The following is a 13,034-nucleotide window of genomic DNA, read 5'->3' on the forward strand; positions in this document are numbered from 1 at the left end:
ACCGTGTGGGGCAGTGGGCTTGGGTGATGAGGTGGTTGCGCGGGGCCTCGACCACCTTGCAATCGCGGTCAGGTCGTGAGTTGGTCGCGGACCCGGGTGAGTTTGGTGGTGGCGGTGTCGGACTTGGTCATGCGGCAGATGGCCAGGGCGGCGTTGAGGCGGGATGCGGCCAGGGCGGGCATGTTGAGGTTGGCGTGTTCTATGCGCGCGGCGATGGTGACGATGGCGGTGTAGCGGTCCTGGAAGCGCGGGAGGGTGATCTCCAGACGGGCCGCGGCGCGGTCGGCGAGGGCCAGGGCGGCGTCGTGGCGGTCGGCGGCCCACAGAGCCTCGGTCCACTCGGCGTCGGTGTCCGCGCGTTCCAGGGCCCGGTCGAGGTCGGGGCCGTCGGCGGTCGCGGCGTCGAGGAGGGCCGCAGCTTCGGCGAAGTGGGCGAGTCCGCGCTCCAGTGCGGCGGACTCGGCGTCGGGGGACGAAGCGGGGGTCGGGGACCGGTTCTCGATGAGGTTCCAGCCGGCCGCGCGCAGGAGGCGGATGACCGTGCCGGGGCGGTCCAGGCCGCGCATGGCGTCGGTGGCGGCCGTGAAGGCCCGGTCGGCGGCGTCGCGGCGGCCCGCCCGCGCGAGGGCCAGAGCCGCCTCCGCGGCGATCTCGGCGTGTGTTTCGGCGTCGCCACCGTGTGCGGTGTCACGGGCCAGCGCGGCCAGGACGTCGGCGGCCTCGGTGTGGTCGCCGACGGCGTTCAGGCTCGCCGCCAACCGGCGGCGGGCGTGCCGGGCGGCCTCCTCGCCGAGGAACTCCGCGAATTCCGGCAGGTTCTCCTCCAGCACGGCGACCGCGTCGGCGGACTGTCCGGCGTTCTGGAGCAACTCGGCTAGGCCCCGGCGGGCGTACGCGGCGCCCGCCCGGTCGCCGAGGCGGTCGAACTCGTGGGCGGCGCGTACGGCGTAGTCGCGGGCGCTGTCCGGCCGGGTGGGGGCGGTCGAGTTCGCCAGGCCCACCAGGACCTCGGCGTAGTCCTCGGCGGTGTCCATGCTGTCGCGGGCGGCGTCGTGCACCGCGAGGTAGGCCAGTTCGGCGCCGGCCCAATCTCCTTGGTGCAGTAGGAGGTTGCCGAGGAAACGGCCCGGCTTCACAGCCTGCCACGGCCGTCCGGCGGCCTGGCAGAGGTCGACCACGGCCCGCAGGTGCCGGACGGCGGCGTCGTGGTCGCCGTCCAGGAGGGCGAAGTGGGCGCGGCCTTCGGCGGCGTCGGCCTGCCGGGCGGGCAGCACGAGGCGTTCGGCGGTTGCGGCCAGGCGCTCGACCTCGGCTTCCGCGGCGAGGCGTGCGGTTCGGACGGGGTCCTGGGCGGTGGGATCGGAGGCGGTGGCGGCGGACTGCCTGGTGCCTTCGGTGCGGCCGATGTTCGCGGTATTCGCGGGTTGTGCGGTTGCGGCTTCGGCGGGCGTCGGCGTTGGTGATGTGCCCTCGACGGCGGTGTGGCCCACGTCGGTGTAGTCCACGTCGGCGTATTCCACGTCGGGGTAGGCGCCTTCGTCGCCGTCGAGGGCCTCGGGCGGGGAGTCGGAGGGCAGTTCGGGGGCTTCCGCCGCGACCACTTCCGCCGCGGCGGCTTCGTTCGCGCTGACCGCCAGCAGGTGCATGCGGGCCGCGGTGGTGCGCGCCGTCAGCACGGCCGCCAGGTCGTCCTCCGTGGCTTGGTCGGCGGCGATCAAGTCGTCGATTTCGTCGGTGATTTCGTCAAGCGCGGCGGTGGTGGCGGCGATTGGGTCCGTGCTCGGCGGGGCGTCCGGGTGCAGGGTCGCGGCGAGGGCCCGGGAGCGGGCGACAGCGGCCTCGCCGGGAAGGTCGGCGCGGGTGAAGGCCTCGGCCGCGGAGCGGTATCCGCGGATGGCGGCGCCCACTTCGCCGCGGTTCATGAGCACCCGGCTGCGGGACGAGGCCAGTTCGGCGGCGGCGCGGTCCGGGGGCTCGACGCCGCGTTCCTCCGCGGCCCGGGCGTACTGCTCCCACACCAGGTGGGCGCGCGGGTGGTCGACCGCGTCGAGGGCGCGGGCGTCCGCGAGCAGTTCGTCCAGCGGCACGGTGGCCGGGGGAGTGGTCGCGGTGTGCGCGCCGGGGGCCTCGGCCAGGGCGGACCGTACACCCAGCGGCAGCGACTCGGTCAGCGGCTCGCGGTCGAGGCGTTCGCGCAGCGTGGAGCTGACGAAGTCGGATTCGTTTCGTTGGTCGAAGCGCCGGGCCAGGTCGGCGAGTTCCCGTTCGAGGAAGGTCAGGACACCCGCTGCCGTGCCGTCCGTCCCGGGCAGCGGCGCGACCGGCAGCCCGGCCCGGCCGAGGGTGACCAGGCGGCGCAGCAACACCGCGACGCCTCCCAGGAATTCGAGGCGGTCCATGGCCGACCCCGAGGCGTCGGTCAGCCACATGCGGTGTTCCGCGACGATCTCGACGCCCCGGCCCTCGTTGCCGGTGAGCGCGCAGAACTCGATGTGCCTGCCGACGATGTCGTGCATGCCCGCCTGGCCGCGCACCATGCGGTAGCCCCGCAGGTGGTTGGCCCGCGCCTCGTCGAGGCGGCCGAGCCGCACCAGCGGGACCAGCGAGTCGGACAACGTGATCTGCGGCTCCTCGGCGCACGACCGCGCGCCGGACAGCGTGGGACCGAAGACCTCCACCGCCCGTGCGTCGTCCCGCTGTTGGACCAGCCAGCGGCCTTGCTCCCGGCGTTCGCACGCGTCGCAGTCGGTCAGCGCGTCCCGGTCGGCCGCCATCCACGCCTCGAACTCCCGCGCCGCGCCCGCCTTGTCGCCGGTGTGGTCGTAGAGGTACGAATCGGCACTTGTGGACCGGCCGCATGCTGTGCCCGGCCGTCCGGTAGCGCCGTTCCAGGTCGTCGAGGAAGCGGCGGATCGTCGCAAGCGGCACTTCCGGGACGCCGAGCAGCGACGACGTGACCCACTTGAGGTACCAGAAGACGTAGTGCGTGAGCCCTTCGTCGAACTCGGCGGGCCGGGTGTCGAAGAGACGGAGCAGGCGTCCCATCGAGACCGCGCTCTTGGGCGATTCGCCGCCGTAGTTGTACGCGATTATCGTCCCGACCAGGGCGTGCGCCACCAGCGCCGTGTCGCCGACGCGCTCCGCCGCGGCAAGCAGCCCCTCGGCCTGCGCGCAGCGCGTGGTGCCGTACGGCTCCGCGCGCACGCGCTCGGCGGCGGCGTGGAACGTCCCGGCGTCGATCACGTCCTCGAACATGCCCGTGCTCCCCGTCACTTGTCCTCGGTGGCCGTCGTCCGCACCGCGCGTTCCAGCAGCCCGAGGAACGAACGGTTGAGCAGCGCACCCTCCTTCGCCGACGCCGGGCGCCGGCTGAGCAGCAGCGCTTGGCCGTACAGCCCCTCCACGGTGGTGCGCGCCAGGTCGGCGTCGTCCACCGTCAGGATGCGGCGGACCAGCGGGTTCAGGTGGTTGAGGACGAGCCGGGCGCGGGGGGCGTCGCCGCGCAGTGAGCCGAGGATCCCGGCCCACACGTCGTCCCCGGCGTCCGCGGCCTCGGACTCGGCCTGCGCGCGGGAGCGCTCGTTGCGCTCGTCCCGCCCGTCGAGCAGCAGCGCCGGCACGGTGACCGGGTGGAACGCCCGCAGCGACGCCTCGCATTCGAGGGGGTCGAGCACCGTACGGGCCAGCGCGAGGAAGGTCCCGGCGGCGAGTTCGGCCGCCGGGTCGACGGTGTCCAGGTGCGCGGTGACGGTGTCCGGGTCCAGCCGGTCCACCACGACGCCCGGGCGCAGCACGGCCAACCGCCGTACCAGGTCGGCGTCGTACGTGTATCCGCCGTTGACGACGCCAAGGCCGGCCGCCGCGGCGATGGGTGCGATCTGCCGGAACTCGTCGACGGAGTCCGTGAGATGCAGTACCCGGTGGCGATCGGCGAACTCGTCCAGGCTCACCGGGCCGTCCGTCGTCTCGAACATCAGGCGCGGCAGCATGACTTCGAACAGCTCGTCGTCGTGCTGCGCCATGGCCTTGACGCCGAGCTGGTGGACGCCGAGGAACCGCGACAGGCGTTCGGGGTCGCCCGCCGCGAGGCCCGTCAGCCACTTCCGCAACGTGCTCCCGAGGGCTTCGCGTACGGCTGCCAACGCCTCGTCGTCGTAAAGGCTTTCGCGCGAGGCGGTGGGCCGCAGCGCCTCGGTGTCCACCGCGCAGCGCACGAAGAACGCCCATTCGGGCAGCAGGCCGTCCGCGGTCTCGGTGAGCAGCATGCCCTTGAGGTGTACGCGGTGCCTGCCGCGCATCGCCGGACTGACCGCGGACGGCAGCACGAAGGCGGCACCGCGCACGCCCGCCGGCGGCACGTCGAGGTCCACGACGTCCAGCGGCGTGAAGCCGAGGACTTCCTCGCAGTAGCGGACCAGCGCGAGATGCCGCGCGGCCGGTGTGGCGTGCGGACGGTCCCACACGGCCGGGGCGTCGCTCACCACCGCGCGCCGCCCGTCGGCACCGGCGACGGTGACGTCGTACGGCAGCAACGCCCCGAAGTCGCGGGCCAGTTGGGTGACCCGATCGGTCTCGAACCACTCCTCGCACCCGCGGCGCGGCCGCAGCAGCACAGTGGTGCCGGGTTCCGGACGCGCATCGCCGCCGAGGACGCGCACGCCGTAGCGCCCGTCCGCGGTGGCCCGCCACTCGACCGGCGGGGCCGCCGGGTCGGCCGCGGAGCGCGTCACGACGGTGATCTCGTCCGCGACGACGAAACACGCGAGCAGGCCGATGCCGAACTGCCCGAGGTAGTCGCGCCGTGCCGACTCCAGGTCGCCCCGCTTGGAGCTGCGGCCGATGGTCGCGAGGAACCGGTGCACGTCCGCCTCGGTGAGCCCGACGCCGGTGTCCTCGATCCGGAGTGCCGTGCCGTCCGCGGTGATCCGCACCGCCGCGGGCGCGCCGGGGTCGGCGGCGCGCCGTGCGGTGATCGCGTCCACCCCGTTCTGCAGGAGTTCGCGCAGGTACACCTTGGGACTCGAATAGAGGTGGTGGGACAGCAGGTCCACGAGTCCGCGCAGATCCACCTGGAAGGTGTGGTCGTCGGCGGGAGTCGGTATCCCGGCCGGCCGGCGGTTCGCGTCGGCGGCTTCGGCAGCGTGGTCCATGGGTGTTGATGATGTCCGAGAACGCCGACGGCGGGCCAGTCGAAACCGGCCCGCCGTCGGGGCAATGTGTGTCCACCGTCAATACCGGCGCCGAGACCGGGGCCGGATCGGGCCGCCCCGCGTCACCTCGGGACCGGTTTCCCGTTCCGCAGCGCGTCGAAGAGGGTCTTCGCCTTGGCGTCGTCCCACAGCACCGAGGACCCGATCCCGCCGCCCGGATTGAAGTCGGCGTTCTTGATCGGCACGGTGATGGTCCCGCTCTTGCTGCCGCCGGAGAGCGAACCCATGTCCTTGAACAGCCCGTAGAGGTCGAAGAGCCCGGTGTCGTTGTCGACGATCACCGCGCTGAGGCTGGCGTCCGCCATCGGGAAGCCCTTGAACGGGTTCAGCAGCACCGACGGCGACTTGGCCTTCTTCGCGAGCGCCGCGAGGAACTGCTGCTGGCGCTGCATGCGGCCGAGGTCGGAGGTCGGGTCGAAGTAGCGGGCGCGCACGAACGACAGGGACTCCTTGCCGTTGAGCGTCTGGCACCCGGCCGGGAGATCGGCCCCCGACTTCTTGTCCTTGATCGGCTTGTCCAGGCACAGGTCCACGCCGTCGAGCGAGTCGACGATGCCCACGAAGCCGTCGAAGCCGACCTCGGCGTAGTGGTCCAGGCGCATGCCGGTGGCCATCTCGACGGTCCGCGCCAGCAGCGGCGCGCCGCCCATCGCGTATGCCGCGTTGAGCTTGTTCTTCTGCGCCTTGACCTTCGTCTTGCCGTTCTCGTACGCCGGGATCTGCACGTACGAGTCGCGCGGCAGGCTGATCAGCGTCGTCCCGCCCGAGCCCTTGTGCAGCAGCATCATCGAGTCGGTGCGCTTGCCGGCGGCGTCGCCGGTCTTGAGCTCCTTCTTGTCCTCCGCGGACAGGCCCTCGCGCGAGTCGGAGCCGACGATGAGCCAGGTGGTCCCGGCGGTTGCGGCCGGACGCCCCTCATAGCCCTTCAGGACGTCCTCGTGCCGGATCTTGGAGTCGAGCCAGAAGTACGTGCCGGTCAGGAACAGCAGCACGACGACCAGGAAGACCGTCACCCCGATGAGGATGCGCTTCTTCCAGTTCGGCGGGCCCTTGGGGCGCCGCCGCGACGGGCCGTCGCCGCGTCCCGGTCCGCCGGGGCCGCCCGGCCCCTCGGGTCCGTCGGGCCCGTCCGGCTTGGTGAGCGGCCGGGGCGGCGCGGTGGGCTCGGCCGCGGCGGCCTGGGCCGCGGCCTCCTGCGGGGACGGCTGGGCGGGATAGCCCTGCTGCGGTCCGCGGGCGGACGGCGGCAGCACCTCGGTCGGCTGCGCGTCCGGGGATATCGGCGGCGGCGCGTGGTGCGGTTGCGGCGTCGGCCCGGGCGGGCGCGCTCCCGGGGCCGGCAGGGTGCCCTCCGGCCGCGCGGGCGCGCTGCCCGGCGTCGGGATGGTCCCCGGCGGCGGCACCGGCCGTCCGTACCGGTCGCGCGGCATCACCGCGGTCGGCTCGGATTCGGGCGCGGCGGGCCGGGCGGGCGGCGGGTCGTACTCCCGGCCGTCGCGCCGCGGGCCTCCCCGAAGCCCGTCGTCCTCCGCCCATCCGGGCGACCTTGAGTTCATGTGTACGAACCTGCCATCGTGCGCGGGCACCCGGCAAACCCCGTACCGGACTACGACATTTCTGTGGCCCGGTTGGTACGAGTGTGCGGGCTTCCGTCCCCCGCGCACCGCCTGCCCTCGTACGCCCGCCCACGCGCACCCCTCGCCGCCGTCACTTGCACACCACCTTGTCGCCTGTCGTCGCGGTGATCGACGGCGCCGGGCCGGACGGCGTGCCGCCCGTGCTCGGGGCGAGGCTGCCCGCGGCCGGCGCCGAGGCGGCGGTGACCGGGGTGACCCCGGCGTACTGCGAGCCGACGACGACCTCCATCGTGCGCCCCAGCCCCTCGACCGGCTCCAGCTTCGAGCCGGGCAGCGCGGCCTCGACGGTGCGCACCGAGCGGTCCCAGCGCGGGTCGTACCGGATCACGGTCTGGGTGGCGCCGGTGACGCCGATCGTCTGCCCGCCGCGCGCCGCGGCGTTCATCTTGAACCCGGCGGCCGACAGGTCGGTGTGCGCCCGACCGCCCAGGCCCTGCGTGTCGGTGCCGTTGTAGACCTGGAGCCAGACCTCGGACGGCGGCACCTCCACGGTCGCGGGGGCGTTCGGCGCCGGGGACTGCCCCTTGCCGGGCGCGGTGGTCTTCGGCGGTTCGAGGACGCCGCGGTCCTCGCGGATCGCGTCGAAGAGCACACGCGAGCCGGCCTCGTCCCACAGGACCGTCGAACCCCAGTCCTTGACCTGGTGGTCCATGGTCTTGAGCGGGATCTGCGCGTAGGTGACGCCCGAGTTGGACATGCCCTTCATCTTGGTGCCGAGGTCGAGCAGGCTCTTTATCCCGAGGTCCTTGTCCACCGTGAGCGAGCCGAGCGCGGCCTCCAGAACGCCCTTCAGCTTGACCGGGTTGGCCAGCGTGCCGGTGCTCGTGGCACGGGCCAGGATCTGCGACATGAACTTCTGCTGCCGCTGCGTGCGCCCGATGTCGCCGGTCGGGTCGCTGGCGATGTAGCGGGCGCGCACGTACTTCAGCGCGTCCACGCCGTCCAGGTGGGTGGTGCCGGCGGGCAGGTCGAGGCCCGACTTGGGGTCCTTGAGCGGGACGGGCGTGCACATGTCCACCCCGCCGAGCTCGTCGACGACGTCGACGAAGGACAGGAAGTTGACCTCGATCCAGTGGTCGATGCGGATGTTGGTGGCCCGCTCGACCGTCGCGATGGTCAGCGCGCGCCCGCCCAGCGTGTACGCCGCGTTGATCTTGCCCTTCGACTCGCCGACCTGCTGCCCGGTGCGCTTGTCGGCGTGCGCCGGGAAGGTGACGTAGCTGTCGCGCGGGATGCTGACGACCGTGGCCTTGTCGCGCTTGGCGTTGAGGTGGACGATCATCATGGTGTCCGTGCAGTCGCAGCTCTCGCCGCCCGCGTGCAGCTCGTTGAGCCGGGCGCGCGAGACGCCCTCGCGGCTGTCGGTGCCGACGACCAGGAAGTTGAGGTCGTCGTCGGACCCGGTGTCGGGGCGATCGCCCAGGCCGGCGAACGGGTCGACCCGGTTGATCTTGCCGTCCAGGTACTTCACCCAGGCCCAGCCGATACCGCTGGTGAGCAGGACCAGGACGGCCAGGAACCCGGTGACGGTCATCGCCCAGCGGCGGGCCGGGCGCGCGGGTGGTGGGGGAGTACGTCCGGCTGCCGTGCTGCGCGTCGCCATGCCCTGCCCGTCCCCTCCTCCGCCCGACCGGGCTGTTGCGGGTGCCGCCGGACGACGGCGGGCCCGCACAACCACTGCCCTGTTCCGCGCGGTTCACCCGGGGGCCGACGCGGAGTCACCACCTTAGGGTGACCCCCGTGAGGGTCCGCCGGAGGCACGCCGGGGCGTCGGTGGGAGATGATCAGGGCTCCGCGGCAGGCCCGAGGGTGTCAACACGGTTCCGCTTCCGCAGTACTCTCGGGTCTCGATGAACCCGATCCCGCGTGCTTCCGACGCCCACGACCGCCCCGGCGACCTGCCGCCGCTGCCGCCGACGCCGCCGGTGTCGATCGTCATGCCGGTGCTGAACGAGTCGCGCCACCTTGAGGAGGCGGTGCACCGCGCGCTCTCCCAGGACTACGAAGGCGAACTGGAACTGGTCATCGCCCTCGGGCCGTCGACCGACGACACGGACGAGATCGCGGCGCGCCTCGCGACGTCCGACCCACGCGTGCGCACCGTGCCGAATCCGAGCGGGCGCACGCCGGCCGCGCTCAACGCGGCGATCACGGTGGCCCGGCACCCGGTCATCGTGCGGGTCGACGGGCACGGGATCCTGCCGCCGGAGTACGTGCGGACCGCGGTCGCGCTGCTGAGCGACACCGGCGCGGCCAACGTCGGCGGCATCATGCACGCGGAGGGGACTACGGCGTTCGAGGAGGCCGTGGCCGGGGCGATGACGTCCAAACTCGGCGTCGGCAACGCGCGGTTCCACACCGGCGGCGGGGCGGGGCCGTCGGACACGGTCTACCTCGGCGTGTTCCGCCGCGAGGTGCTGGAGCGCCTCGGCGGCTACAACGAGGAGTTCATCCGGGCGCAGGACTGGGAGCTGAACTACCGCATCCGCGAGGCCGGGCACCTGGTGTGGTTCTCGCCGGACCTGCGGGTGTCGTACCGCCCGCGGCCGACCGTGAAGGCGCTCGCCAAGCAGTACTTCCACTACGGCCGGTGGCGCCGCGTGGTGACCCGGCACCACCGGGGCTCGGTCAACCCGCGCTACCTGGCCGCCCCGGCCGCGCTGGTCGCGGTCGTCGGCGGAGCGGTCGCGGGCGCGGCCGGCTTCCGGCGCGGCTTCGTGCTGCCGGCCGGGTACGCGGCGGCGATCCTCGCCGGATCCGCGTGGGAGGGCCGCGGCCTCAAGCCCTCGGCGCTGGTACGCCTCCCGGTCGCCATGGCCACGATGCACGGCTCGTGGGCCGTCGGCTTCCTGACCAGCCCGCGCGCACTGGCGGAGAAGGTGGCGGAGGGAACGGCGGCCGATGTGGGTGCCGGAGGCGACGGCACGGGAGGCGAACTCCTGGCCCGCGCCCTGGAGATCGACGCGGCGGCAGACGCCGAGGTCGAAGCCGCGATGGAGGCGGAGCGCGCGGCCGCCAGGTCGACCGCCGCCACGCCCGAAGCCCGGATCGAGGCGCCGTCGGCAAACGCGGCCCCGCCGGACGCCGTGACCGACGCCGGGGCCGAGGCAAAGTCGCCTTCCCCCGCCGGGGCGATGACCGCCGAAGTCGCGCCGAGCGGCGGCGAGGCGGCGGCCGAAGCCGACGTCCCGGATGACCTCGCACCCGCACAAGCGGAGGCCGAGACCGCGGCCGAAGACCTGGCCGGAGGTGAAGTCGCGGCCCGGTTTGCTGATGAGGCGTCGGGTGCCGGGGCGTCCGAGACCGGGCCTGTGGCCGAGGTGGCCGGGCCCGACTCCGGATTCTTCGTCGTGTCCGGGGAGGGCGATCTGCGGGCGCCTTCCGACGCCGCCGGGGAGACCGACTCGCGGTGAACATCCTGATGCTCGTCATCACCACCGTCGCCACCGACACCCGGGTGGTGCGCGAGGCGACGACGTTGGCCGACGCCGGGCACCATGTGCACGTCATCGGCCGGGGGGTGCCCGAGGACTGGGTGCCGCCGCGCGGGGTCGGCGTCTCGTCGGTCGGCGGGGCCTCGGTGTTCCAGAAGGCCGGGGCGCCGGTCGGCGGCGGGCGGCGGCTGCCGCCGCACATGCGTGCGGCGCGGTGGGCGCTGTTGCCGCAGCACCGCGCGTCCGCATTCGCCGCGTGGGCGCGGGCAGCCCGCACCGACGCGCTGGCACGCACGTTCGACGTCGTGCACGCACACGACTTCAACACGCTCGAACTGGGCGCCGAACTCGCCCGTGAGCGCCGTGTCCCGCTGGTCTACGACACGCACGAACTGTGGTCCGGCCGACCGCGCGTGGGGCGTCCCACCCCGGTGCGCGCCGCGCGCGAGGCCAAGGTCGAGGGCGAACTCGGCGCCGGGGCCGCCGCGGTGATCACCGTCGGCGAAGGGGTCGCCGACGCGCTGCGGGCACGCTACGGCTGGCCGCACGTCACCGTCGTGCACAACACCTTCCCGAGCGGTACGGCCGCCGCCGACGTGCCGCTACCGGAGAGCCCGAAGGGCGCGGCGTACGCGGGGCGGATCGCGCCGTACCGCGAGATCGAGGCGATCGTCGCCGCCGCCCGCGAACTGCCGGACCTGGAGGTCACGCTGGTCGGGCCGTCCGACGACACGTACCTCGCGGCCCTCGACACCGGTCCCGTGCGGGTGCTCGGCGCGCTGCCGGTGGACGGCGTCGACGCGCTGCTGCGCCGCACCGGCCTCGCGCTCGTGACGCACTCGGACCGCTGGGAGAACCACCGGCTCGCGATGCCCAACAAGCTGTTCCACGCGGTCCGGGCCGGGGTGCCGGTGGTCGCCACCGACGTACGCGAACTCGCGCGCGTGGTACGGCAGCACGACCTCGGCACGCTCTACCGCCCCGGCGACGCCGTGTCCCTGGCCGCCGCCGTGCGCGAGGCCCGTGACCGCTACCCGGAGCTGCTCGCCAACGTTCGCGCCGCCGAGCCGCTGCTGTCCTGGGAGCACGACGCCAAGACGCTGCTGAAGCTGTACGCGGACCTGCCCGTGCCCGACCGCGCCTCCTGACCCGACCGCGCCTCCTGACCCGACCGTCCCCGACGGTCCCGACCGTCCCCCGACCGGACCGCCCCGACTTCCGCCGCACTCCGCCCGTCCCGCGAACGCAGGAAGACACACCGCCATGACGTCACTCCGGGTTCTCTACGCCCCCCGCGACATCGCGGGACAACCCAGCACCTGGGCCCGCGGGATGCGCGCGCTCGGGGTCCACGCCGAGGTGTGGAGCTTCGGGGAGCCGGCCTTCGGCATCGTGCCGGACCGGGTGTGGGACGCCGACCGCCTGCTCGCCGAGCCCGATTACCGCTGGCAGGTCCTCGACCACGCGGTCCGCAACTTCGACGTCTTCCACTTCCAGTACGGCCGCTCGCTCCTGAACGCCCACGAGCCGCTGCTGCCCGCCCTGTGGGACCTGCCCCTGCTGCGCTCGCTCGGCAAGAAGGTCTTCATGCACTGGCACGGCTCCGACGTGCGGCTGCGCAGCGTGCACATGGAGCGCGAGCCCGACTCGTACCTCAAGGACGCGGTCGTCGACGAGGTTCGCATCCACGCCATGGTCGAGACCGCCCGGCGGCACTGCGACCGGATGTTCGTCTCTACGCCGGGGCTGCTCGACTACGTGCCGGACGCCGAACTCGTCCCGCTGGCCGTCGACGCCGACGCGTGGCACACCGAGCGCGGGCCGGAGCCGCGGGTGCCGGTGGTCGTGCACCTGCCGTCCAAGCGCGCCACGAAGGGCTCGCACCTGGTCGACGCCGCCCTGGCGCCGCTGCACGAGGAGGGCGTCGTCGAGTACCGGCCGCTGTCCGGACTCTCGCACAGCCAGGTCAAGGCGGAGTTCGCGCGCGCCGACATGATCGTGGACAGCCTGACCATCGGCGACCACGGCATGGTGTCGGTCGAGGGCATGGCCTGCGGTGCCATCGCCATTGCGCACGTGCACGAGCGCAACCGCGCGCGTACGCCCGGGTGTCCGGTGGTGGAGGCGGTCGGCGCCGACCTCGGGGACGTCGTACGCCGCCTGGCCGCCGACCCCGACGAACGGGCGCGGCTGCGCGCCGAGTCGGTGGCGTGGGTGCACAAGCGCCACGATCTCGGCACGGTGGCACGGCAGTTGCTGGACGCGTACCGCGAACCGCCGGTCAAGGTGGTCGCCGGTCGGCCCGACTGGCCGGTGGTCGAGGGACGGGGCCGCATCACCGCCCTGGAGGCCGAGCTGTCGCGGCTGCGCCAGGCGCTGGGACGCCAGGGCAACCGCGCGGCGACGGTTCCGCCGCGGACGGTGCGCGACCGCATCGAGGACAACCTGCGTGTGCACCTGCTGGTGCGGCGCCTCGACGGCGCTCGTAAGCGGGCCCGGGTGAAACTGGTCAAAATGGGCGCATTGCGCAAGCGGGGCTGAGTGCCCGGGAGTCCGGCGGGTCCCGTGGCGGCCCTCCCGGTGGCGCGTTCGGCGGCCCGCCCCGGCGCCGTGCGACCGGCGTCCCGGCGCCACCGTACGACGTCCCGGGGACATCCCGCCGACGCCGCGCCCCGCTGCCCGCGCGCTGTCCCCGAGGGGAAACGGCAGGCGTGGCAAACTGACCGCGTGATCCGGGCCACGCACCCGGCCTT

General features: G+C 73.6%; 6 protein-coding genes and 1 pseudogene. 3 read left to right on the forward strand and 4 right to left on the reverse strand.

Annotation, left to right across the window (positions count from 1 at the left end):
* Positions 1-68: 68 nt before the first annotated feature.
* From ACRX5S_RS35045 to ACRX5S_RS35060, 4 genes are all read right to left on the reverse strand, one after another.
* On the reverse strand, positions 69-2,921 hold the full coding sequence (locus tag ACRX5S_RS35045) for a hypothetical protein (RefSeq protein ID WP_436777255.1): 2,853 nt from the start codon (positions 2,919-2,921) through the stop codon (positions 69-71).
* Positions 2,922-3,269: 348 nt separating this feature from the next.
* On the reverse strand, positions 3,270-5,150 hold the full coding sequence (locus ACRX5S_RS35050) for an HSP90 family protein (RefSeq protein ID WP_436777256.1): 1,881 nt from the start codon (positions 5,148-5,150) through the stop codon (positions 3,270-3,272).
* Between the two features lie 122 nt (positions 5,151-5,272).
* Entirely contained in the window at positions 5,273-6,766 is a 1,494-nt protein-coding gene (locus ACRX5S_RS35055; protein WP_436777257.1) for an LCP family protein, read from the reverse strand.
* A 151-nt stretch (positions 6,767-6,917) separates the two neighbouring features.
* Positions 6,918-8,450, reverse strand: coding sequence for an LCP family protein (locus ACRX5S_RS35060; protein WP_436777258.1), 1,533 nt, complete (start codon positions 8,448-8,450; stop codon positions 6,918-6,920).
* A 304-nt stretch (positions 8,451-8,754) separates the two neighbouring features.
* On the opposite strand from ACRX5S_RS35060, the pseudogene ACRX5S_RS35065 reads away from it, so the two are divergent.
* The 3 genes and pseudogenes from ACRX5S_RS35065 to ACRX5S_RS35075 all read left to right on the forward strand — a co-directional run.
* A pseudogene (locus ACRX5S_RS35065) lies at positions 8,755-9,729 on the forward strand (glycosyltransferase family 2 protein); the annotation flags it as partial.
* Between the two features lie 527 nt (positions 9,730-10,256).
* Entirely contained in the window at positions 10,257-11,429 is a 1,173-nt protein-coding gene (locus ACRX5S_RS35070; RefSeq protein WP_436777259.1) for a glycosyltransferase family 4 protein, read from the forward strand.
* 115 nt (positions 11,430-11,544) lie between these two features.
* Positions 11,545-12,822 carry a hypothetical protein gene (locus tag ACRX5S_RS35075; RefSeq protein WP_436777260.1) on the forward strand — a complete coding sequence of 426 codons (1,278 nt, stop codon included), beginning with the start codon at positions 11,545-11,547 and terminating at the stop codon, positions 12,820-12,822.
* Positions 12,823-13,034: the final 212 nt, after the last annotated feature.

Source organism: Yinghuangia sp. YIM S09857 (genome assembly GCF_051388915.1).
GTDB lineage: Bacteria > Actinomycetota > Actinomycetes > Streptomycetales > Streptomycetaceae > Yinghuangia.